At 41.2% G+C, this 23,976-nt stretch carries 22 protein-coding genes; 8 read left to right on the forward strand and 14 right to left on the reverse strand.

What is annotated here, in order from left to right; all coding sequences use genetic code 11:
• Positions 1 to 128 precede the first annotated feature (128 nt).
• Positions 129 to 623 carry a CinA family protein gene (locus tag DSM08_RS06800; RefSeq protein ID WP_149525451.1) on the forward strand — a complete coding sequence of 165 codons (495 nt, stop codon included), beginning with the start codon at positions 129 to 131 and terminating at the stop codon, positions 621 to 623.
• Here DSM08_RS06800 and DSM08_RS06805 read toward each other — a convergent pair.
• The 8 genes from DSM08_RS06805 to DSM08_RS06840 form a co-directional block, all read right to left on the reverse strand.
• Positions 620 to 1,510: an SDR family oxidoreductase gene (locus tag DSM08_RS06805; RefSeq protein ID WP_149525452.1), complete on the reverse strand. Its 891-nt coding sequence runs from the start codon at positions 1,508 to 1,510 to the stop codon at positions 620 to 622. The two genes, DSM08_RS06800 and DSM08_RS06805, sit on opposite strands and share 4 nt — an antisense overlap.
• 58 nt (positions 1,511 to 1,568) lie before the next feature.
• Complete coding sequence (locus tag DSM08_RS06810; protein WP_149525453.1) at positions 1,569 to 2,666, reverse strand: sensor histidine kinase; 1,098 nt, start codon at positions 2,664 to 2,666, stop codon at positions 1,569 to 1,571.
• 220 nt (positions 2,667 to 2,886) lie between these two features.
• Positions 2,887 to 3,345, reverse strand: coding sequence for a PA2169 family four-helix-bundle protein (locus DSM08_RS06815; RefSeq protein ID WP_149525454.1), 459 nt, complete (start codon positions 3,343 to 3,345; stop codon positions 2,887 to 2,889).
• Between the two features lie 102 nt (positions 3,346 to 3,447).
• Complete coding sequence (locus DSM08_RS06820) at positions 3,448 to 4,482, reverse strand: DNA topoisomerase IB (protein WP_149525455.1); 1,035 nt, start codon at positions 4,480 to 4,482, stop codon at positions 3,448 to 3,450.
• 260 nt (positions 4,483 to 4,742) lie between these two features.
• On the reverse strand, positions 4,743 to 5,339 hold the full coding sequence (locus DSM08_RS06825) for a hypothetical protein (protein ID WP_149525456.1): 597 nt from the start codon (positions 5,337 to 5,339) through the stop codon (positions 4,743 to 4,745).
• Positions 5,340 to 5,345: 6 nt separating this feature from the next.
• Entirely contained in the window at positions 5,346 to 5,906 is a 561-nt protein-coding gene (locus tag DSM08_RS06830) for a biliverdin-producing heme oxygenase (protein ID WP_149525457.1), read from the reverse strand.
• 19 nt (positions 5,907 to 5,925) lie between these two features.
• Positions 5,926 to 6,630 carry an HmuY family protein gene (locus DSM08_RS06835; protein WP_149525458.1) on the reverse strand — a complete coding sequence of 235 codons (705 nt, stop codon included), beginning with the start codon at positions 6,628 to 6,630 and terminating at the stop codon, positions 5,926 to 5,928.
• 5 nt (positions 6,631 to 6,635) lie between these two features.
• Entirely contained in the window at positions 6,636 to 8,984 is a 2,349-nt protein-coding gene (locus DSM08_RS06840; RefSeq protein WP_149525459.1) for a TonB-dependent receptor, read from the reverse strand.
• A gap of 318 nt (positions 8,985 to 9,302) precedes the next feature.
• On the opposite strand from DSM08_RS06840, the gene DSM08_RS06845 reads away from it, so the two are divergent.
• Genes DSM08_RS06845 through DSM08_RS06855 form a run of 3 tightly spaced genes read left to right on the forward strand, consistent with a single transcriptional unit; the run spans position 9,303 to position 12,000 of the window.
• On the forward strand, positions 9,303 to 10,145 hold the full coding sequence (locus DSM08_RS06845; RefSeq protein WP_149525460.1) for a heme/hemin ABC transporter substrate-binding protein: 843 nt from the start codon (positions 9,303 to 9,305) through the stop codon (positions 10,143 to 10,145).
• 1 nt (position 10,146) lies between these two features.
• A complete protein-coding gene (locus DSM08_RS06850; protein WP_149525461.1) occupies positions 10,147 to 11,181 on the forward strand; it encodes a FecCD family ABC transporter permease in 1,035 nt (344 codons plus the stop codon).
• 3 nt (positions 11,182 to 11,184) lie between these two features.
• The gene (locus tag DSM08_RS06855; RefSeq protein ID WP_149525462.1) at positions 11,185 to 12,000 is read left to right on the forward strand and encodes a heme ABC transporter ATP-binding protein; all 816 of its coding nucleotides are present in this window, start codon (positions 11,185 to 11,187) and stop codon (positions 11,998 to 12,000) included.
• On the opposite strand, the gene DSM08_RS06860 is transcribed toward DSM08_RS06855, so the two are convergent.
• The 4 genes from DSM08_RS06860 to DSM08_RS06875 all read right to left on the reverse strand — a co-directional run bounded on the left by DSM08_RS06860 (position 11,983) and on the right by DSM08_RS06875 (position 15,827).
• On the reverse strand, positions 11,983 to 12,954 hold the full coding sequence (locus DSM08_RS06860; RefSeq protein ID WP_149525463.1) for a helix-turn-helix transcriptional regulator: 972 nt from the start codon (positions 12,952 to 12,954) through the stop codon (positions 11,983 to 11,985). The two genes, DSM08_RS06855 and DSM08_RS06860, sit on opposite strands and share 18 nt — an antisense overlap.
• 87 nt (positions 12,955 to 13,041) lie before the next feature.
• On the reverse strand, positions 13,042 to 13,857 hold the full coding sequence (locus DSM08_RS06865; RefSeq protein WP_246172507.1) for a siderophore-interacting protein: 816 nt from the start codon (positions 13,855 to 13,857) through the stop codon (positions 13,042 to 13,044).
• Between the two features lie 44 nt (positions 13,858 to 13,901).
• Positions 13,902 to 15,041 carry an alpha/beta hydrolase gene (locus DSM08_RS06870; RefSeq protein WP_149525464.1) on the reverse strand — a complete coding sequence of 380 codons (1,140 nt, stop codon included), beginning with the start codon at positions 15,039 to 15,041 and terminating at the stop codon, positions 13,902 to 13,904.
• A gap of 126 nt (positions 15,042 to 15,167) precedes the next feature.
• Positions 15,168 to 15,827 (reverse strand): DUF6266 family protein, encoded by a 660-nt coding sequence (locus DSM08_RS06875; RefSeq protein WP_149525465.1) that lies wholly within the window; start codon positions 15,825 to 15,827, stop codon positions 15,168 to 15,170.
• A 305-nt stretch (positions 15,828 to 16,132) separates the two neighbouring features.
• Between DSM08_RS06875 and DSM08_RS06880 the strand changes: the two genes are divergently transcribed.
• The 3 genes from DSM08_RS06880 to DSM08_RS06890 all read left to right on the forward strand — a co-directional run bounded on the left by DSM08_RS06880 (position 16,133) and on the right by DSM08_RS06890 (position 20,865).
• Positions 16,133 to 19,270, forward strand: a complete 3,138-nt coding sequence (locus DSM08_RS06880; protein WP_149525466.1) for a DUF6493 family protein — start codon at positions 16,133 to 16,135, stop codon at positions 19,268 to 19,270.
• 4 nt (positions 19,271 to 19,274) lie between these two features.
• Positions 19,275 to 20,609, forward strand: a complete 1,335-nt coding sequence (locus DSM08_RS06885; protein ID WP_149525467.1) for an SWIM zinc finger family protein — start codon at positions 19,275 to 19,277, stop codon at positions 20,607 to 20,609.
• 70 nt (positions 20,610 to 20,679) lie between these two features.
• Entirely contained in the window at positions 20,680 to 20,865 is a 186-nt protein-coding gene (locus DSM08_RS06890; protein ID WP_149525468.1) for a hypothetical protein, read from the forward strand.
• 52 nt (positions 20,866 to 20,917) lie between these two features.
• Here the strand turns inward: DSM08_RS06890 and DSM08_RS06895 are convergent, their stop codons facing one another.
• Positions 20,918 to 21,310: a hypothetical protein gene (locus tag DSM08_RS06895; RefSeq protein ID WP_149525469.1), complete on the reverse strand. Its 393-nt coding sequence runs from the start codon at positions 21,308 to 21,310 to the stop codon at positions 20,918 to 20,920.
• Positions 21,311 to 21,601: 291 nt separating this feature from the next.
• Here DSM08_RS06895 and DSM08_RS06900 point away from each other — a divergent pair, with 291 nt between their 5' ends.
• The gene (locus DSM08_RS06900; RefSeq protein WP_187773996.1) at positions 21,602 to 22,486 is read left to right on the forward strand and encodes an SMP-30/gluconolactonase/LRE family protein; all 885 of its coding nucleotides are present in this window, start codon (positions 21,602 to 21,604) and stop codon (positions 22,484 to 22,486) included.
• Positions 22,487 to 22,499: 13 nt separating this feature from the next.
• Here DSM08_RS06900 and DSM08_RS06905 read toward each other — a convergent pair whose 3' ends face one another.
• On the reverse strand, positions 22,500 to 23,783 hold the full coding sequence (locus DSM08_RS06905; protein ID WP_149525471.1) for a sensor histidine kinase: 1,284 nt from the start codon (positions 23,781 to 23,783) through the stop codon (positions 22,500 to 22,502).
• Positions 23,784 to 23,976 lie beyond the last annotated feature (193 nt).

Here is a 23,976-nt window from a genome sequence, read left to right on the forward strand (position 1 = left end):
AAATTTGATTGTTTGTATGTATAACAACTAAATGGCTGATAGGTTCATTCTACCGTTATTTGATTTTCTACAACGATTTACAATTTTACGTGTTTAATGCTATGAATAAGCAATATGATAGATAAATTATGGTACGTATAGATCATCGGCTATTGAACAAAGTAGCGGCTGAATTAGTAAAAAGAGGTTGGACTTTGGCGACTGTGGAGAGCATGACGGCAGGCTTTTTATCCAGTATCTGGAGCTTGCAGGTAGACGCTGGACATCTTTTGAAGGGGGGGATCGTATGTTTTGAGGAGTCTGTGAAGACCAATCTGCTCCGTGTTCCACAGCATTTAATCGACACCTACACTGCCGAGTCGATGGAAGTTACGAAAGCTTTGATTCCCGGCTTAAAGAAGCTTATTCCTGCAGACGTCCTGATTTCTTTGACGGGAGTTGCTTATGAGGGGACAAAAAAGCATCCGACAGCTGAAGTCGGTGATGTGTTTATCGCTGTAGATATTCATGGAATTCTCGTTTCGCGAGTCTATTCATTACCTTCCCTCAATGCTGCGGATACTTATGTAAAAGCATTTAACGCATCCTTAGCGTTGCTTGATGAGTTACTTGCGATCGTTTAAATCGTAATCCTGCCTCCGGTAGCCGGAATGGTTGCTCCAGACACGTAGGATGCAGCTGCAGAGGCTAAGAAAACATAGACAGGAGCAATTTCGGCCGGCTGTCCGGGTCTTCCTATCGGCGTGTTATCACCAAATTTCTCGTGGTCCGGAATTGTGCTCGGTATCAAGGGAGTCCACACTGGTCCGGGGGCTACGGCGTTGACTCGGATACCATTGCCTTCTTCCAAAAACTTCTGTGCTAGGTTGGAAGTGAAGTTTTGAATAGCAGCTTTACTCGCAGCATAGGGCAATAGGGTAGGATTCGGATCATAAGCATTAACAGACGTTGTGTTAATGATACTTCCGCCTTCGCGGATGTGCTCCTGCGCGTATTTCGTCAAATAAAACATAGCACTCAGGTTAACCTCAAACGTTTTGTTCCATTCTTCTGCCGTGATTTCCTGCAGGTTCTTATAGCTCATTTGATAGGCAGCATTGTTGATCAGAATATCGATTTTCTTATAGCGTTCAACGGCGATATCGATAATTTTCTTACAGGTTTCTTCCGAACGGATATCTCCTTTAAATAGAATGGCTTCTCTACCAGCTTGCTTTACATATTCCTCGGTATCCTTTGCATCTTCATCTTCAATATCATCTTTGTAGCAAATGATAATATCTGCACCTTCTCTTGCCATAGCGATGGCAACGGCTTTGCCGATCCCCGAGTCGCCACCTGTAATAATAGCAACCTTGCCGGTCAATAGTCCCGAACCCTCGTAGGTATGTTCGCCATGATCGGGTCGAGGATCCATCTTCTTGGTCTCTCCGGGAGGTTCTTGTGTCTGCTTTTTAAACGGTGGTCTAGGGTATAAGTCTTTAGGATTTCCTTCTTTCGTTGTTTCCATTTTCTATTGTTTTTGATCTATCTAAAGAACAATAAAGCTTTCGAATCGTTCAATGAATTTAGGATTGGTTTGGAAAGAAAAGGCGGACTTCCGTTCCAACGTTTACTTTGCTAGAAATATTTATTTGGCCATCAAGCCGTTTTATAACGCGCTTTACAATGAATAGCCCAATTCCGGAACCTCTATGGCTACTTGAGTTTGATCCACGCTGAAAGTTGTAGTAGATTTCGTTGATTTCATGCTCCGGAATGCCGATTCCATTATCCGTAATGTAATAAGCGACACCCTTATTGGTCGTTTCGGAATAGATTCGGACTACTGGATCTTGCACGGAGGATGAATATTTGATGGCATTGCCAATAATATTACTGAAGATTTGAAAAACGCCGCCCTGATCGCCAAGTACCGGCAATATTAAACCGGTTTCCACGCGTGTGTTCGGAGAATTGTAAAGCAGTATTGCATCTTCGCACCAAAACTTGATATTGTCAGCCACGTTGATTAAAGTTTTTTCCGGAGCGTAAGCCCGCGCTTCGCTTAGCTGTACTGTTTTGTCGATAATCGTGTTCAAACTAATCATCGCCTGATCAATGATATCATACCATTGTTCTCTTTTTTGAACATCGATTAAGTGATTTTGTTTTAGCGTATCTATTGCAAGTCGAACAATTGCAATCGGGTTCTTTGCATCATGCGCCAGACTATTGGTAATCTCCTCTAAATCATGATTGTCCGATAGCTGTTGCTCTTGCTTCTTAAGTAACTGAAGTGCTCTGTTTCTTGCAGTGACGTCGATGGAGGTGTTTAAGATAGCGTAGGTTTGGTTGTCTCTATTGACCAATGCCTTGTATTCGAAGTCGAAATAACGCGTATGGGTGACATCGCCATCTACGATGCCCGCAGGTGTATCCATTGCCTTATAGCTGATGCCCGTTCGCCATACATTTTCTAAGATTCTGGAGAACCCTTCTTCTTTAAAATTTGGAAAGGCTTCGCTTAAAGGCTTGCCAATTATCGACCGGTTGCTACACCACATCGTCAACATGGCGTCATTGGCAAAAGCAATATTTAGATCGCTACTGTCGTAAATAGCAGTGGCTAAGGGAGAATGATTCAGTACGTCAATTAACAGTTTAAGGGAATCGTTTTTTGGCATGTAAGAAGTAGATGGTGCGCGTTTGCTGTTCTGCTTTAAATTTAATGATTTTAGGTAAGAAACAAGCTATTCAAAAGCAAATCCCCAAATATGCATCTGGGGATTCATGGGATGTTTGTTGTAATAAAAAAGTGCTTTCAATATATCTTGGCTTCCAACATGACCAGAGAAGCTTTCCTTAGAAAACGCAATCTGGTCAAGTGGAAATGTCTTAGTTTCCTTATGAATTATCTCTTAATTCTTTGATGTGGTCATGTGCTCCTAATTGCATGCTGAGCTGTGTTTGCAATAAATCGACAATCTCAGGAAAGTCAGATAAAGATTCGTTTATCAAATTCTTATATGCGCTTTTGAATTCATCTTCGCCCTTTTCGCAACTCGCAAGCACAGACTCCGATGTTGACGGGGCAACCAATGATTTTAAGTCCATCCAAGCTCTAAATAGCTTTCCGCTTACCATCGTACCATCATCAACAGTTTCTTCAAACTTCGTAATAAATGGAGCGAGCTCCGACTTGAATTGTTCGGATTGACGTTTGTAATCACCAAATAAAGCGTATAGATTCTCAAGGTTTTCCGACTGGACGATATCTTGTGCTTTTTGATAACCTGCAATGCGCTCATTATTTATTTCAATGGCATCCCTTAATATCTCTATCTTTCTATCGAACGTTTCCATACTAGTCTATTTTGATGGAAGAACATTCGATAGGAGAACCTAGTTTGATGCATTTGTAAAACAGGTATTTATATCGTTTTTGGGAGCATTTTACTTATTCGTTTAACGCAACATACGAAGAAGCTTTTTTGTGATATGCTTCTCCCTTTCTTTTGCCCCAGAAGGAACCTTTTTCAACCAGCTATCCAAGAGTCCTTCTTCATAACTTTCCATAAGCCTAGGGTCTATATAGTGGTTCTTTGCAATTGTTTTTGTATTTCCTAATAATTTAGCGACCCGCTCAATCGTATTGTTCAATATTTCTTTGCGTTCTTTTTTTGTTTCGGGTGTTGCGGCTTCGGAAAGATATTCTAGAAAGGAAAAGCAGGCATTCCAGGTACGAAAGGTTTTACAGGTGACCTCTTCTTGGTAAAATGTTTTCAAATAATGGTTTAGCTGATTAGAGTCTAGCGTATGCGAACGTCCGTTCTTATCTAAATATTGAAATAAGCGTTGTCCCGGTATTTCTTTTACGGAACGTAGAATGTTGTACAGTCTCTTACCTTTTAGGACCTTTTTCTGTTTGATACCTTTCTTGCCTACAAATTCGAATAGCACCTTGTTGCTTTGAAAATCTGCATGTTTGTTCTTGAGGGTGGTTAAACCATAGGATCCGTTTTGCTTGCTATACTGCTCATTCCCAATACGAATCGATGTCTGATCCATTATCTCTAAAGCTAGTGCGACGACCTTACGCTCATCTAAGTCTTTTCGTCGCAGATCTCTTTTGATTTGTTTCCGGAGTAACGGAAGTCCTTTTCCAAACACGATGAGATTAGCAAATTTATTGTCTTTGCGTAAAGAAGACCAGGCTGTGTGATATTTATATTGTTTGCGACCGCGCACATCTATCCCCGTCGCCTGAATATGACCGTTGGGACTGGAGCATATCCATACATCTTCCCAGGCAGGAGGGATGACTAAGCTGGCAATACGCTTGAGCTTCTTGTCATCTTTTATAGTCTTTCCCTTCTTGTCAACGTAGGTGAATCGCTTACCCTTCCTGAGGCGTTTTATCCCATTTTTATTGCAATCCACATAACGTAGTCCATGGCTCTTCAGTTCTTTTGCTGATTGAACATCCTCCTGCATCTTCATAAATTTTAATGGTATCCTTGTTATAACATTTCATAATGAAATTCGTTCTGCATAGCACGATTTCTTTATAAAAACCGCATAATAGATTTGGACATTAATGCCTATTGAGATAGGAGAGGATACTTTGGGAATATTTGGATTTTTCCATTTTGGTTGGAAAGAGAAGGAGTATATATAAAGCTTATTAAGAACAGTTCCTTTAACATAAAAAGGGGATCATCTTCTCAAATGATCCCCCAAACTAATCAATAAAGTTTATTTTACTTAGTGAATTTCTTCACATTGATATTATAATCTGCAGTCCCCTGAGCAGCAGTTATTTTTCCAGCGTTGATGACATAAAGCTCTTCCGCTTGATCATTCAGTGCTTTGCCTTTATACATGACGATATAACGATTTGGAGTCGGATAAACCGCATGGTTATTCTTGAAGTCATAAATAATCCAAGTAGCTCCTTTTGCAGGTGCACCGGCACTTGACGCATCAATGCTGAACTCATTGGTAGCTGTTATCTTCGCCGCCAAGATATCTTTCAATGTAAGTTTTTCAACGGACGTATTTTCCATATCAAAGTATCCCATTGAATAGACATCGTCGCGTGAGTTCTTTAAATTAGAACCATACATTCCGGATAAGTTGACCATGCTTTTCGCACTGTCCTGAACGGAATTTGTTTTGAAGTCAAAGAATACTTTTTTGTTAGGAGGCACCGTAAGGGATGCTAATTCCGTCTTTGCTCCGCTATCACTGAGTTTAGGGATTACCACTTCATCGTCATCCGAACAAGAAGTAATTGAGGTCCAAGAAAACCCGATAACAGCAAACAAAAGAAAGGTAGATTTAAAGGTTTTAATCATGATATTTTATGCATTTATGGTATTTGTGAATGTATTAGAAAATTGTTCGAAGGTGTTGTGTGCACTCGCGATTGCTTCTTCGATATCTTTTTCTTCGGCAACCTCCGTGTTGATGATCTTTGTGAACTCTGCCCATTTCTCTGCAGACTGCTCACCATAGCCTTGGAAGAAGTTAAATCCAGTCTCTATACCCTGCTTTTGTAGCATCTTGACGATGTATGGGCCGCCCATGATAGAACCTTCCAATACATATAATGCACCGATAGCTTGGTTCTTGTTCTCAATAACTGGAAGAAAGGCTTGTGGAAGATCAGCTAAATCTGCACCTAATACTGCGATATCTTTGGCGATATCTTTCGCACTTCTGCGAACGCGGAAGTATGGTTCCAATGAGGCTGGAATGTTGTTAGCAATCTGTTGTTCTAACGTCTCAAAGTATGAAAAGAAAAACTTTAATAAGTCTGCATAATCTAAATTATTCTCGATTGCTTTTAAACGGTAAACCACTTGTTTTTCTAAGTTTTGGTGGCCGTTTTTCGTTGCTGCTTTGATTCTTTCGCTTAACATAATTATTGTATTTAAAAATTTATTGTGTTCTTAGATTTTTACTGCCGTCTTCCTGTACGAAATATCGAAAGGTATAATAGGGAGCTTGCCAATTCACGTCTGTAACAACGGGTGGATTGTTTTTGTAGACATTGATGAACTGAAGCTTCGCATATTTACCGTTAGAGAGTCTTAGTACATAAGTCCTGTTAGGTGCGACCTGCACAAGATGAGAAGTCATATTGTAGTTATACCAACCGGCAGAGCTCTCATCGATTATCATCCCGATATTGTATAGAGTGCTACGGTCGAATTCTGCATCGCTGGGTGCTGTTGTGACGTTCTGATAGTCTTGCTTCAGCAATAGCATCTTATGCTTTGAGGCATTGCCGGTAAAAGGGGCGCCTGTCTGCTCGCCATTGTTGATATAGATACTACTGTTGTAATAATTGCTGAAAGCCAAGTCCCAATCAGTTTTCTGGAAGTGGCTAGCAGAATCCTGCGCGGTCTTTAGCCAGGTTTGCTTTTTATCGGCGAAACGGAAGAGGAAGGTATGGAAATCTCGTTTCTCTTTGCCTGGCCCAGTAGTGCCTACCGAAGCATCTACGTCTCCTGCAAGATTTTCAATTACGATGCTCACTCCATCTTCAAGGGGGAGTGATGGTCCTTCATTGGATTTACTACATGCTGTCAACAGGAGGAGCGACAGCAATAGGATTAACGTATGTTGTTTTTTATAAGTCATTGTCATTATTTTTTTATGAGTCGATAGGATAGGCTCACACTGGTCAGTCGTCCCATTTGTCCTGGAATCATGTAATTAATATAGTTCGTAACATTATCCATGTTTACCCGAATGGATAGGGGGAATACCTTGAACTTCTTTTCAATACCTGCATAGTAGATCACATGGTCGTCGACAAAGCTGTCGTATCGATCGATAAAGCGGTTGCCATTCATATCCATGAAAGGGTACTTTCCACGAAATATGGCGCGCGCATTGAATGTGATGTTCCAAGGCTGATATTGATAGATGATGCCGACATTAAATTGATGTCTTGAACGGTTTTCCAGTCCCCAATAATCAGCCACCGTTGCTGGATATGAGTTACCGGTTTTCGGGTCATGGATATTCTGATTGTACGGCCATACGCCCGCTTTGATGCTATCTTTTATCGAGAGATCTTTTGCGATAAGGTATTGGTATCCTGCGGAGATATTTACATCTTCGAACAATTGCACCCGCATATTCGCTTCGATACCCTTGTTGACAGCGCTTGGAAGATTCTGAAATGAGTAAACTGCCATATTGCGCTGTCCAGTAGCGACCTGTATGCTATTGATCTGATTGCGGAGCTTATGGTAAAATGCATTTAGCTCTATATGGCTATTCTTGAAAGGCGAGTAGCTGAATCCACTGTTCAGCGACATATTCTTTTCAGCGTCCAGCGGACGATCCAATTGCTTGACTACAGCGGTTCTTATTTCCGAGAGTTCACCAGCAGCATCCATTTGATCGAGCGTTTCACGTAAAACCTCATTACCAAGCACATAATAATTCGCAGAAGGATTATAAAAGACCTGATATCTCGTTCGGAAATCTGGTGCTTTGAATCCTGAGGCTATCCCTACTTTCCATTTTAAGGCTTCGCTTAAGGTTAGGGTAGCACCTAAGCTAGGACTCAGTTGCGAGCCATAATTTACGGTATGATCAAAACGTAGTCCCGCGGTCAGTAGCGTATATTTTCCAAGGCTATAGTTCCCTTGTCCATAGGCACTCGCTGTTAGTTGATGACGATTATTAAAACCTGATTCCAAGTTCATTTGCTCAAGTTGTGCCATACCACCAAGCGTTAGGTTAAGACCTTCGCGATGATATGCTGCTTGCTGTTCAACCTTATGGATTGCCTGTTGGAATTTGTCGCTAGCTAACGCAGCCAATCCTTCATGCGCACTGACATTGATATCTGAGCGATAGTGAGAAAAGTAATAGTTCGTCATGCTTTTCCATTGGCTATTCCAACGCTTGTCGTAGGTCAATGAGGCATTCATATCGGTCTCTCGCTGTTGATCAGAAATCTCGTAATCGCTGGCATATTTTCGCATCATTTCCGAATTGCGTGTATTGGCGCGTAAGCTCAGGCTCAGGAAGTCATTAGCCTCGTTTAGCTGATGTCGTACTTTCCCTTGCAAAGCGAAATTAGTGTATGGAGGAATCGTAGTTCCTGCCTCCATATATCGTCTATTATTGTTGAATCCATCTGTTCGGTAATAATTGGTTGATAGTAATACATAACCTTTGTTTTGGTTGAAGTTGCTTTCCGCTTCGGCGGTAATATCAGTCATGTTATAGCTGCCGTAACTAGCTTGCACATGCAGTTGCGGCTGTGTATTTCCGAAGCGAGTGATGATATTGATCGCACCGCCTAGTGCATCATTGCCATACAGACAGGAGGACGCGCCCTTAATGATTTCGATACGCTCGATATTGGAAACCTGAATTCTTGATAAATCCATATTGCCAGACTGTCTTCCTAAAAGAGGTTGTCCGTCAATTAGAATCATGATATATTGGCTTGACAATCCTTGCATCTGAACACCGACTGAACGACTGCCGCCAGCAGTGTTATTCACGATCGCCATGCCGGTTTGCTCACGCAGAACCTCGTCTAAGCGACGGCTGCCCAGCAATTCCAGCGTTCTACGATCGATGATCGTGACTGGCATTGCGGCATGTCGAGGATCAATAAGGGTTGGTCTTCTCATCACAGTTCCCAGGATGGAAACCTCTTCTATTTGCTGATCTGCTTTGAGTAAGCGGAATTGGAACTCTTGCTGATTCTGCTTAAGCGCAATACTTCCCGTATCAGGATGATAGCCTATTGCTGAAATATAATATTTATAGCTTCCAGTATATTGAGGGCTGGTTTCGAAATATCCTTTCCTGTTAGTTTGTGCTTGAATTTGGTCGGGTTGAAATTGGAGCGAAGCATTCGCAATAGGCAGTCCCAAAGAGTCGACAACATAGCCTTTTATCTTTGCTTTTTGTTGAGCAAAAACATGAAGGGTCGCATGTTGAAAAAGTACTGCCAGAAGCATAAAAGTGTATTTAAATTCTAGTCGCAAACTATTTATATTGTTTCTAAATAATGATGCAATATTCACCAATATTCCCGACAATATCTTTATTCAATACGTAGCTAGATTTGTTTGAAATGTATGTTTTTTTGTGGCATTCAGATTTTTGTTGCAAATAATAATTTCATTAATTGATTGTTAATGGTTTGAAAATCATTAAGATATGAAAATAAACTATAAGCAATCAAATTGTTGATTTTGTATATTTTGCGCAATCTGATTATTTGGAAACATTATAAATAAGTGTTCTATTTGTGCACAATATTAGTACAACATAACATGAAAACTTATCCATTATTACGAACCATTCTCCTCTTGATGACCTTTATGTCACTCAGTTTTTCAAGTCAAGCAAACGCTCCAAAACGTATCATTTCATTAAGTGGTGCTATCACCGAAGTATTGGATGGACTTGGCGTCGGGAAGCAGATTGTCGCGGTCGATTTAACGAGCGACTATCCCGCTTATGTTTCTCAATTGCCAAAAGTCAGTAAGAATAGAAGCGTTACTATTGAGGCTGTTAGTTCCTTCCGACCCGACTTAGTTTTAGCATTAAAAGGCGAGTTGTCTGCCGATATCCAAGCGCAGTTGAAGAAGTTGAAGATTCCTTTCTTACTCGTGACGCAAGAGTTTTCTTCCACGGGCCTTCAAGGCTTTATCAAAACAATTGCAAAAGCCGTAGATCAAGAACAGAAGGGTATAGCGTTAGCCAGCAAATTGAGCCAAGATCTATCCAATTTAGCGAAGAAGACCAAACAATCCTCCCAAAAAATCCTCTTCATTTATGCACGTGGTACCGGACACATGAGCGTCGCTGGGCAGAGTACATCAATTGATGCGGTGATCAAAGAAGCCGGATTCCAAAATGCCATGAAAGGTTTTACAGGTTTCAAGACTTATAATACAGAAGCTTTGGTCGCTGCCAATCCAGATGTCATTCTACTATTCAACTTCGGGATTTCAAGCCTCGGCGGCAGTGAAGGTATTCAGCAGATGCCGGGCGTTAAGTTGACCAATGCAGGCAAGAATCATAAAATCATCTCGATGGATGCCACTTTATTGAATAATTACAGCCTTCGATTACCAGAAGCTATTGCCAAACTTCAAGACCTTGTGCTATAGCATGAAATACAAATTTATATACCTTTCGCTGTCCGTTCTTCTCTTCTGCATTATCATTTTCTCGCTCGGAGCAGGTGCCATGCAAATACCCTTCAAAGACGTTATCCTGTTATTGTGGAAGAGCATGAGCGGCAGCAGTATCAGCGAAGAAGATGAACTATTAAAGAATATCTTAATGGAGATTCGTATTCCGCGAATTATCTTTTGCACGTTGATTGGTGCGATATTGGGGATTACGGGTACCGCAATACAAGGCATTTTCCGTAATCCCCTGGCCGAGCCGGGGCTAGTCGGTATTTCTTCCGGTGCTTCCTTTTTTGCCGCATTGACTATTGTATTCGAAGCCAGTTTAATCGCGTTAATTGGCAATTCCCTAAACCTATACTTGATTTCCATATCTGCCTTTATCGGTGCTTCGCTTGCAGTAATTCTTGTTTATCGGATTTCCATTGTCGAAGGTAAATCGAACATTGCGACAATGATTCTGGCCGGTATTGCAATTAATGCATTGGCAGGAGCCGCAACAGGCTTGATGAGCTATATGGCTAGCGAACAACAGCTAAGAAATATTACGTTCTGGTCATTAGGAAGTATGGCTGGTGCGACTTGGGAGGCCGTGAATATCCTCATCATCTTCGCCGTCGTATCCGTTATTCCCTTGTTATTTTTTGGCAAGGCACTTAATCTATTCGCCCTTGGTGAGTCGCAAGCCGAAATGATGGGCTTAAATACCAAGCGACTTAAGATATTGATCATCATCTGTTCCACACTTGCCGTTGGGGTTTCAGTGGCATTTGGAGGAATTATTCCCTTCGTCGGCCTGCTCGTACCGCATACCCTTCGCTTGATCGGTTCGGTCGACAATCGCTTTTTGCTGCCGACTTCACTGCTAGGCGGCGCAATCGTGTTGAACCTTGCCGATCTTATCGCAAGAACCATTATACAGCCGTTGGAACTCCCTATTGGAGTCATCACGGCGCTAATAGGGGCACCCGTATTTTTAGGAATTTTATTAAGAGAAAAAAGAAAGTTATAGCTTATGATACATATCCAGGGACTGAATTATGCTGTTAAGAATCGAACCATTATTAAGGATCTCAATATATTTATCGATAAAGGCGAGTTTGTCAGCATTATCGGAGCCAATGGCGCGGGGAAAAGTACCTTATTGAAGCTTATTGCCGGAGAACTAAAAAGCAGTAGTGGTCAAATTGTTCTGCGAAACAAGGATGTGGCTGATATGACAAAGAAAGAGATGGCGATGTTTCGAGCCTACCTCCATCAGAGCAACGTGATGGATATCCCTTTTATCGTTGAAGAGGTTGTTGCGATGGGTAGATATCAGAAGCATGCCTGTGCTAACGAAAAAGTAATTCTGGAAGAGTGCATACAGATATGTAATTTGATGCATATTCGCGATCGTTCTATCCGCGAGTTATCTGGTGGAGAGCAGCAACGTGTACATCTGGCGCGTGTTCTCGCACAGTTATGGGATGCGGAGGAGGGAGTCTTATTATTGGATGAACCGATTTCCAGCATGGATATTCAATATCAGCACCAAACATTAGCTATTGCAAAAGCTTTCTGTAAAGCTGGCTTTACGGTGATGGCGGTATTGCACGACTTGAATATGGTTGCGCAGTATAGCGATCGGGTAATCATGATGAAAGGGGGAAGAGTATGGTGGTATGGAAGTCCGAACGAAGTATTCAAACAACAACATATTTATACCATCTTTGGAATCGACAGTTTAGTGCAGATCAATCCCAAAAATCTATGCACGGAAATTCAAGCAATTCCGATTGAATATGATTTGCAAGAATTCAATTCTGTGATGCTAGCCACTGTTATTTGATCGAAAGATATCGCTTGGTAGAATACCGTAATATTTTTTGAAGGCATGCGTGAAGCTAGCCTGATGCTTAAAGCCTACGAGCGTCGCAATTTCATACATATTCTTCTCCTCGTCGAGGATAAGCCGTTTTGCTTCTTCCATCCGAAGGCGCGTAATGAAATTGTAGATGGTTGTTCCGAAATAGCGCTTGAAACCATTGCGCAATTTAAACTCATTTAGGAGGACGATCTTGGAGAGTTGACGATGCGTTGGCGGATCTACAAACTGTTGTGTCAGGATTCTCTTCGCCTCTTCAAGCTTCAGGATATCCTCCGTTCTAATCTCTTCGGTATCTTTTGCTGCCGCCAATCCGAATTGTTCAAACTGATACATGATAAGTTCTAATACCTTCGCATTGGTGAAAATCTGCTTTAACTCGTTCTTTTCCTTTGTTTTAGCCAGCTCTTCAATGGTGTGCAGCATTTCCATGGTCGCCGGAAGGTCCTGATCAAAGATAGAAACTGCATGCCGCTGGCCCATGCGCTGCTTAAACTGCTCATGAAGTGGATTGTAGATCGTCACCAAATTATGATAAAAGCTAGGCGTCATGACCAAAAGAATGTACAAGCATTTCTGCTTCTCCGGAACATTATGTTCCTCATTCAAAGTCGGCAAGTAGCGGATGTTATGTTTGCTGAAGGTTGGTTTATTATGCTGGTTCATGCTGATAATAAACTGGCTGACGATCGCCTCGCTATCAATTTCTGCCTGTATGCTCGCGGCTTCACTGAAAAACATTTCCGCCTGAATGATAAAAATTCCTCGGCTTAAGATCTGATAGGAGCTGATGTTAATGGGGTATTTGCTGATGCTAATATTTTTCTCAGATAAAGCATTAGGCGCGGTTGTTTCTTCAGAGAGTTCTTCCCAAAACAACCACTCATTATGTTCCTTTATCTTCGCCCTAATTATCATTTTGCCTAGCAAAGATAACAGTTATTTATAATTAATCTAAATAAATAATAAGCTTGTTACTAATCTTTTACTAGCACTGCAAAATCATCAGCTTGCTTTCTCCTGTCTTCGCTCGGTAGCCGATTGATCCTCAGCATCTCCAGCCTTCCAATACGAGTACGCGTAGAACTGTTTGTTTGTCCATTTCAACTCATAGCGGAAGTAATTACGGAGGATTTTTACTGTAGTATATTCACTGGCGAGATAAGCAAAGCAACTCCCTCCGAGGGGGATTGCCACTTCTTTTGCGAGCTCTGAAAGTACACTAGCATGCTCCGGATGTGGGTTTATAAGCCATTGAATGTCAAAACCCGCATGATGAACTTCAGGATGAATATCTTTTTCTGTAGGCACCTCAATCAGGCAACTGCCTTTTGCCGTAGGAGGCAGACTCTCGAGAATGCAACATATCACGGGAATCGCGGTTGCATCGCCAATCAGAAAATACCAATCGGAATCTTGATAATGTATCGTCGGTCGGATTTTCATGGCTACCCCCAACTGCTGTCCGACCTTTGCTTTAGCGGCCCAAGCGGAAGCGGGGCGATTATCGCCATGGTTTACAAAATCGATTGTTATTTCTTTGATTACTGGATCGATTGCGCGATGGGTATAGGTGCGCACGATGGGTTTCAATTCTTCCGATGGATGAACCCATTCGCCCTTTGTTTCGTCAAACTCGGGGAAATGTACCTCTGAAACACCTTTGGGAGGAATAAAGATTTTATTATTGGCTCCTAAGGTACACTGATCGAAGTCAATGTCCTCATCTGCTTTAAGCTTGATACGAATATAATGGGGCGTCAGTTTCTCTTTATGACTGACACGAAAAACATAACGGGATATTTTGGGCTGTTGCATCATAGAAGGGAACGGGATTTATATTCATTTTTTAATATTGCTCTGATTTATTCGCTCTTCATTTGTAAGCTCCAATAATCAAAAAAAGGAGGGAAGGCCAATTGCCAATGTGCAGCGCCATGTTTACCATGCTCGTTGATATCCATGAAGATTGTGCCCTTATAATTCTTCGTCAGAAACTCTACATATTTCTCTAGCTCTTTCTTCATATCGTTTTCTTTGGTATTTCTATCGAATCGCTTTTCCTTGCCACCAACGTAGAAATAAAAAGTTTGACTTTTATAATCATCGGCACGCTTTAGCATTTGCTGCAACGTTTTCAAGTAAAGTGGTTCTTCATCCATCCAAATAGAAGGGGAAAAAGATCCGATGGTGCCAAATATTTCCGGATAAAGTATCCCTGCGTAGATACTGATAAGGCCCCCAATCGAACTGCCAAGCATTGCGGTATGTTTACGATCGTTGAGCGTTCGATAATGCTCATCAATATAAGCTTTCAGCTCGTTAACAATGTCGTCTAAGTAAAGCTGACCTTTAGGGTTTTTGATTTCATCGGACGCCGATAGCATATATTCTTCCGCTCGAAGATCAAAGTTTGCTGCATGGTAAATAGCAACAACGATCGCATCATGCTCCGAATCATCAATCGTATTATCTACTTTCCATTCCACCGGACCGGATCGGCCCACTGAGGTTGCCTCATCAAATAGGTGTTGTCCATCATGCATATAGATAACGGGATAGCGTTTATCCGTTGTTTTGTAATCTTTAGGCAGGTAAATTAATATCTTTCGATGTACATTTAAATTCGGAAAGTAAAAATGCTCATCCAATATATTGACCTGCTCGCTCGCCGTACTCGCTGGATAGTCATCTCGCCAGCCTTCAATCGTCAACTCCAATTCAGACTCCTTCGAGTGGTTTATCCATTCTGCCGGAGCAAGCTGTCCACTTGCATCTGCAAAAAGGGTTTTAAAACTTCCACGCGATAATTTAAGCTCATGCTCACCAGCTTTGACATCCTCCAATGTATAATTTATGGTGCCACCTTTTTCGGGGATTGTGCCTATCAATACATGCTCCTCCGACCAATTATTGAAAGTTCCGGTCAAGTATATTTTTTCACCGACGTGCTTTTCATCCATATTGATGATGCGAAGATGTAAGGGGAAGTAGTGTTTCGTCATTCTCTTTAAGTTTTAGCAGTATATGGGCTATGCATTAGCTGTATAACTGCTTAATTTAGAGAGTTTAGGCTATATTAACGAAAGATTGACCTACTTTTTGACGAAACCCGATAATGAATCCTCGCTTTACATCTCTATGGCGCCAACATATCGGCTATTGGTACTTCGAATTGGTATCTCGATGGAAGCAAAAGCGATGTAAATATGATGCACGATGGTGGTATCATAGCTTAATATGTTCAGGGTCTCTTCCATTTCTTGCATAGGATTTCCAGCACTAAGCCCTTGCACATTCCAACTATCCAGGTCACTTGGAATAATCAAAATGTAGGTGTGCATTTGATGTCCCTTTAAACGAAGCGCCATTTCATCATCGAGCTGCCAGCGCAGCGTCAATTGTTTGCTCGCTCGGTTTAACGAAAAGGAGATTTCCTTGATAGGGTCTGGCATATCTCGGCTAAAAGCCAAATTGTTCCAATCAATAAACGCCTCCTCCTTATGGCTCTTAACGGCATTTCGAAGGTTGTAAGACATGGCGCGATTGTATGCCGTACCATTCCCTGCACCAAACTGAAAGCCGAATTTCACAAACTGCAGCATCCGGATGACATATTTCTGTACGAGTTTGAATTTGATACGTGTCATTTGCACAATTTCCGAGCTATTTTTTTCGATACGTCGAGCGGGAGCCGTTCTGACATAATTAATACCATTGCGCTCGTAGAACACTACATTCCCAACTTTCCCGGAGATATTACCATTTATACCATTTTTTGCTCTTGCCATGTTTCTATTTGTTTTAACTTATTTTCCTTTAAATTAATGATATAGGATGAATTCAGGTTTAACGAATGTCAAGCCTTTATTAACCCATATCATTCCCCTTCGGATGCGGTTCTCCAATGGTTATGAAAGGGGTTTGAAAGGGTTTTGAAATGGGATTGAGTAGAAGGAGAGGTAAAGAAAAACAGATTAGTTCCTGTCCTATTCTTGTAGCTGATTGAGGTTATAATAATGTTAAGGACCTGATTATGCTTGTGTTTACCTCTTTTAATTCATATTTTAATATGTATTATAAACTTCTGAAACTTATGTTTAAGCATCTAAAATATATTGACGGTACGTCGGATAAATTCTGGGAAATACAGACTTCGGGGAGTAGCCATACGGTGACTTATGGTCGGAACGGCACCGACGGACAATCAAAGACGAAAACTTTCGATACGGAGGAGGCTTGTTTAGCAGATGCGGAAAAATTAGTTCGCGAGAAGACGAAGAAAGGCTATTCGGAAGATGGGACTGTGGATGTGCAAAAGGCTGTGCAAAAAGATGGGAAGCCTATTGCAAAGACATCTTCGCAACAGCGAAAAGAAGAGGTATTGGGAGCTTTTCGCCAATTGATAAAACATCCGCAAAACGACGCGGTGTTGCCGTTTTTACAGGAATATGCGAAGGGTAATTTAGAATTGTTGAAAAAGGAGATTCGCAGCGCGAAGCGTTTTTATGCATCCTTTGTCAACTTGGATAAGGAGCCTGAGTATAGGCAGCATAACAGCTATTCTTGGGGTCAACGCGGGACGAAGCAGCAGATACGTGTAATTAATCTTTTGGCGTTGGGTACCTTCAGTTTAACGGATACGAATTCATGGCCCGAGTTTGTCGAGCTATTGAACACGACAAAGGATCCGCAGGTTGCGGCGGTATTAGCATGGGCGCAGCCAGATTGGTTATCAGATTATTTAGCGCAGCAATTGCAGCGCAACGACTGGTTGAGCATCCGATACGATAGTTTGCGCGCGTGGGAACGTAGAGGATTGATGCATTTCAATTCGGAAGTGTATGTGAGCGCAGTGACCTACTTCCCTGAAGCAGTGAATGATGCTGCAAATATCGATCGTTATGTAGAAGAATTCTGTTCGGACGACATTTCCGTAAAGCGCGATGTACCTCTAGTTTTTGAATATCCGTCAAACATCAACACAGTCGCTTACAAGTGGGACTACAGTCGTGATGATAACCAATTACTCTGGCATGTGGTTTTTCAAAAACTATTGGCCGAGGGCAAAATTGATCGTGACTTTTTGATCAATAAGTCTTTGGAGATTCAAACAAAAAGCTGGAACAATGTGCAGAAGAGCTTTTTCCGAGAGATGCTCCTACAAATGGCATTCGATGAGACAGAACTTATAAAATATCAACATAGTATTTTCCCTATGTTCCATACGGAAGAGACTGGTCCGATAAACTTCGCAATTAATTTGTTGAAGCCTGTTTTATCGCATCCTGAATTCGATCGAGGAGAATTTCTAAGTTGGATAAGCCCTATTTTCATGCGTACAGATTTGAAAGGTGCTGTAAAGACTTTGTTGATTCAATTGGATAAGGTATTGAAGGATTATCCCCAATTTAAGGAACAGGTCAATCTATTGGCTGCTGATACGTTTATGATACCAGACTTGCAATTGCAGGATCGGGCGACTAAATTTATTCTGAAACATCAAGAAAAACCTTCGGATGCCTTGGCGGATAAACTTGCTATGTATTCCGGACAAATGTTAGGTTCGAATGCGCAAGATTTGAAGTCTTTCATGGGAGATACGGTGGAGTACTATACTGAGGAGGATATATTATCGACTTTGTCTGGTGGAGAGTTGGAGAGTTATATCTATTCGCCTGATCCGACGGTAAAGCTTGATGAAGAAATCTCCGTACCGTCGGAATGGAATGATATTCTATTTCAATTGGGGAAAGTGCTACATTCCAAGGATCATATTGAAATCGAGATTTTGATGAATGCTTGGACACTGCACTTTCGAGACTTCCCGGCGGATTATAAGCAACAATTAGCACCTTATTTGAAGCAACTGCGAGATACCTATTCGGAGTCTCATTGTTATCAGATTTTTTCGCATATATTCTATAGCCATCAAGAGAATAGCGCAAAAATATATGTATACCAAAATAAATATGCGAAGACGCTTTCTCTAGTCAATTTAATGAACGATCAGATGCAAATGTGGCAGGAAAGATGGCGAGATGGAATCCGTTTGGAAGCATTAAGTCTGCCGACACATAAACCGTTTTGGGTTGCTCCGCATGTGCTGGTCGATCGGATCATTGCGCATGAAAAAGCGAAGGTTCCTTTGAACTTGATCGATTTGGCGATTGCATTGAGTAGAGCGCCGAAAGAGCAGTTAGCTGGTATTGAAGAAAAAATTGGGAGGATAGAGGCGAAGGAGATTGTTTCGATATTAAGTTATGCTTTTGGATTGAGTGATGAAATCAGTGTCAAAAAGTCGAATTGGTTTGGGAAAATAATGGATAGTAATTCGGACGAGAAGAATTTACTGTTAGGCATATGGGCGACGATTGCTCGCATCAGTGATCCCGACGGTGTTTTTTCAGTATTTGAAAACTCGAGCGTTGCTAACGCGCCCACTGTTATTAAGCCTTTTGACCCTAAACTGTCCATCAAACCACACTATATTCAGCAATACAATTATCTACAGAAAGTTCACGAGCCATTTTTAGTTGGTAATGAATTAATCATTGAGTTTCCTGTATTTAAAGCTTATCCCAAGACCTTGCTCGCTGGTTTAGATCTTTTTTCGCGTGGTTCGAATCAGTACCTTGGTTATTACGCCAGTAATTTGGATGTTCGATACGTGCATAGCTTATTGCCGCAAAATTCAGATAGTATGGCGATTTTGTACACCTATGCCTATAACCGAATGGCAATTTGGGGGACGAAAGACACGAAAGCATTTTTGGAAGAGATGCTATATCCGTATTATATTATTCGGGATCATTCGGCACTCTATATTGCCAGCAGTTTTTTCAGCGCTGATAAAACCGTGCGTGCGGTCTGCGTTGAATTGTTTATTCAAGCTGTCGATCAGAATCGCTTTCCTGTAGATCTCGTGGCGAAGCATTTGCTGTTTTTAATGAACGGCGAATACGGCCCGATTGGGCGTTTAGCAGATGTGTTGGAACAAAGCAAGGATGTATCGGCAAAACATAATCAGGCCTTATTGGCTTTATTGCTAGCCGTATTGAAAGATTTGGAAATCAAGGAAAAGATGCCTACGAATTTGAAGAAACTTGTGGAGCTTTTTTACGATTTGCAGCAGAAAAACAATTTAGAGTTAACTGAGGAATTGCAGGTTTCGTTTAAGCGATTTGAAGCTTATAAATCCCTTCAACCTCTACTTAAAAAGATATTAAAATAAGATTATGGCAACTGTAGATTTTGATATAGCCTATAAGGGCAGTTCGGTACTTACGCAGCAATCGGGAATTCAGCGCTTGGTGCTATCACATCAGGCGGAGATAAAAGAGGTAAACGAAGTGCCTTGTTTTTTCTGGGGAAGTTTAACAGACCCATTGACCACGTCAAAATGTCTGATGACCTTATCGAAGGTGGTGCGCTCTAGTTTTGGGCCGATTCCTGCGAGTCTTCGTGACCCTATTGTTTCTGCAGGCACTGACCAGATTCGATTTGAGGGTTTTTCCTCATGTAATGGTGTTTATGCACGTTTAGACTTGTTGGAAGATGCTATCGATGGGGAATTCCTTGCTAGCGGAACCACCAATGTTGATTTTAACGAACCGATGTTGAACGCTTTAAATAGCGTCAAGAAAACTGAAAAGATGGTGTTGGGCGTGGGGAGCAAGGAAGTGTCGATCAGTACCGATAAGGGCAAGGTGGTAGAGAAGAAGGTGCGATTACCGGAACGTTGGATTAAGGGATTGACGTCCGTTCAGCTGTATTTAGCGGGGATCGAGGAGAAGTTCAGGTTAAATAAAGTGCAGGTGGTGCAACTTTTTCAGAGCATTCCGCGCGGTAATGTGAAGGGGGAGTTTTTTCTGCATCAGCGTGCGAACCGTTTTGTGTTGAGTCCAATTGCAAATAAAGACTCCGTTCGGATAGGCGGCATACAACGCCTACGCTTGTTGGAAGGTATATTGCCATATATTGACAATATGACCGTTTACCAGGAGCTAGGAGGGGAGAGTTGTTCCGTCGTGGCAGATTTTAAGAATATGCGCTTGACATTGGCGCTTTCACCGGATAATTATCGTGGTTTTTCAGGTGAAGGAAATGTCTTAGAGAATATGATACAGGCTGTTCCAGATGAATGGGTAATGGGTGTCAATTCCTTGTTAAAGTCCAATGAATTATTTGATCCTACGATGCTTTCTATCGAGCATGATGTGGATTTTGCGACGATGGATAGCTTAACGGCATCGCTTTCGTCGGTCGGACTTCTAGGTTATGATCTACATAGCCATCAGCATTACTATCGTCGCTTGCCTTTTAAAATGGAGCGAATTCTATCGTTGAACCCGCGATTAAAGAATGCAAAGAAGTTGCTTGCGACAGAAGGTGTTGAGATTGTAAGGAATACTGGAGATTCCATTGAGGCGCGCGTAGTGGGCACTGATGTAATCCATACGGTGATCATTCAAGGAGAACAGAGCCGATGTACTTGTAATTGGTTTACGAACCATCAGGGCAAGCGTGGTCTTTGTAAGCATATACTTGCCGTTAAGATGCTTAATAATTAATACAGAACTTTTTTATGCTTTTGATTGTTTTATAGTTGACATCGATGGTTGAACTAAAAATCAAAAGAAGATGAGTACAAATCAAAATCAAGGAAAGACAAAGAACCCGGCTAGCCATGCTATTCAGAACAAGCCTGTTCAGAATAAAGATAATTTAGATAGCAGAGAGCATGAGGAGAATGCATTCAAAGGCGAAGACATTACGCACAATAAGAAAGAAAAGAAAAGCGAAAATAAGCAGCAGAAGGACGAGTAGTAATAATAGTTAAAAGGCGGTATTTCTTAATTGAATACCGCCTTTACTATGTTTAATATAGGCTAAGACTCGTAACTAATATTTTTCCTTGGGATAACGGACTTTCTTTGACGACTTTTCCGTCAATAAGTATTTGTGCTTTTAATGTTGATTGGTCGCTTGGTCCAGAAGCTGTCGCATTTACGATAGTGCGATAGCCCTCGTTTTCTACTTCATGGCTTGTCCATTCAGCGCCGAAGTCTCCTCTTCGGGTTACTGGTGTGTTGTTTTCTTGAAATACAATGGATGTAATGTTTACTCCTGATGAGCCAACGATACGGTAGGTGGCTTTTACATTTCCTGTTTGTGGAATAACAGGTTCGTCATTATCGCTGCAACTAGCTATAAAGATTATAGAGATGAAAGCGAAGATAGATGCGTAAATAATTGATTTGAATGTTTTCATGCTTAAAGATAGGGAAGAGGAGATTGGAAAGGCTTGTGTTATTCAGGGGGAATGTGGAGGTATTAAATGGGAAATTTGGAAAGATTAACTTGGGGGAAAATAGTTGAGCAAAATATTTAGTTTAATTGAAAAAGTAGGTTTTGTCCCAATGGTTTTCGATTAATTTCCTTATTTTCAGTCTACAATCAAACTAAACTACGCATGAGACTACTGATTCTAATTTCTATACTTTCTCTTTCTATGTCTTATAATTTTGCGCAGACTACTAAAATTGAGATCCTAAAACCAGGGATGCAGAAGATAATAAGTGCAAAGGCTATTATTGAAAATCTGGGTGAAGGCATGGTTTGGGCGGAGGGGCCAGTATGGAATAAGCGTGGCAATTATCTTTTGTTTAGCGATCCTCGATTGAATACGATTTACAAATGGGATAAAGAAGGTGGGCTGCGACCCTTCATAAAGCCGTCAGGATATGAAGGGGCTGAATGGTATAGCGACGAACCTGGTACAAATGGTCTTCTAATCAATAAAGAAGGGGATCTGATTGCCTGCGATCATGGTAATCGTCGAATTACAAAGATTAATCTTTCGACAAAAGAGAAAACAGCCCTTGTAAGCAAATGGGAAGGAAAGCGTTTCAACTCTCCGAATGATCTTTGTGAGCATCCGTTAGGATATTATTTTTTCACAGATCCTCCATACGGTCTTCCGGGGCGTTTGAATGACACAAGCAATAGAGAAATTGCTCAGAACGGTGTATATAGGGTTAATAAAACGGATAATTCAGTCGAGCAGGTTATCAATAATCTTGCACGTCCGAACGGTATTGCGGTCAATGCTGATGGCAGCAAGCTATATGTCGCTTTGAGCGATGATGCTAAACCCTACCTAATGGTTTATGACTTGGAGAATGCAAACATCAAGGGCGAGGGTAGAATTTTTATTGATTTTGAAAAAGCGTTTCCTGCGGAAAAAATACGTGCCGATGGGATTAAAGTCGATAGAAATGGGAATGTGTTTGCTGCGGCGGGCGATGGTGTTGTTGTTATCGGTACTGACGGTATAGCGATAGGGAGAATTCGTTCAGGCATTCGTACAGCAAACTGCGCATTCGGTGCTGATGGTTTCCTTTATATGACCGCTAGCGATCGGTTGCTTCGTGTAAAACTGAAATAATCGCGATTGTTCCTTACTTAGGGAATTGAATAAGAAAGGTTGTTCCGACCTTTTCCTGACTATGGACTTTGATTGCGCCATTATTAGCCTCCACCAATTCCTTCACTAGAACAAGACCCAATCCAGTTCCTTTTTCACCAAACGTGCCGTAACTTGGTTCACCAACACCTTGAAAAAGGTTTTGGATTTGGGATTCGGACATTCCTTTTCCTTCGTCCTTTATACAGAGCTCTACAGCAGAAGGAGCTTCCTTTGTCGAAATCAAAATATTAGTTCCCGAATGGCTAAATTTTATAGCGTTGTCGAGTAGGTTGCGAAGAACGATACTAATCTGTATCGGATCGGCAACAATACTCGCCGAGGGATGAATTTCCGAAATGATTTTTATTCCTTTCTCCGAACGGCGTACTTCGAATGATTCCACAGCATTCAAAATTAAATTATGCAAAAGAATTTTATCTTTTTTTGGCTGTATTCCGCCCATGTTCATTCTACTCCATTCTAGCAGGTTGTCTAAATTTGACCTTAGGCTTTTAAGTTGTTTATTGACGAGCAGGAGCGAATTCTCTCGATTTTCTGTTTCAATTTTTTCGTTGGCAATATAATCCATCATCATGGAGGTGGCTTGAAGCGGAGAATGTATATCGTGCGCAATTACCGCAAGAAGATGCTTTAAATCATTGTTGAGCTGTAAGATCTTTAGACTTTGCTCCTTGATATGATCTTGATACTTATTTTGAATAGATTGATGGTACAGCACTAATGCGGTTAGAAATAGCAAGCCTAATGCAGAATTTAGAATTAATCGGTCTTTGCCAACATCCTCCATAAAAGGAAACTGGTAGACGTAAAACTTTGGGATTAATACCGCTAAAGAAACCAATACGAAGACGCTTATTTTGGTACGCTTCTGTTTAAATACTAATAAACCGATGGTAAGTACAATGATTAAATAATATTCGGTTGTGTTGGGCGATATTAGATTCACCGAGATTAACACAAATGCAAAGACGATGAGAATCCAACTTTTTGCTATTTGGTGTTTCTGCTGTCCATTTAATCGGAAACAATACAAGATGCTCGCTACGCAAATGAAATTGAGGATGCCAATAAATGGGAAATGGATGATGTTGTATAAACCATATATGAATATAATAATGGTGCTGAACAATGCGATTGTATTCACCATCTTGATCTCTTTGCGCAAGAGAAAGCTGATATCATCAGACACGCCCGTTAGAATGATGCGCTCGTAAAGCTCACTGATTTGAACTATAACTTTTCGTAAAAAGTTCATAAAATATTATTTGCTAATAAAATGGTTTTCCACCCTCGTGTCCTTGTAGCTAGTGAGCGACAAAGTTATCTATTTTAATCCATGTTTATTCATAATGGCATCTATTTGATTCAAAAATGACAGAGAACAAAAAAGTCGAAGCATGCTTCGACTTTTTTGTTATTATTTAGTAATAGTGTAGTAAACTTGTTTA

Source organism: Sphingobacterium hotanense (assembly GCF_008274825.1).
In the GTDB taxonomy this organism is placed as follows: Bacteria; Bacteroidota; Bacteroidia; order Sphingobacteriales; family Sphingobacteriaceae; genus Sphingobacterium; species Sphingobacterium hotanense.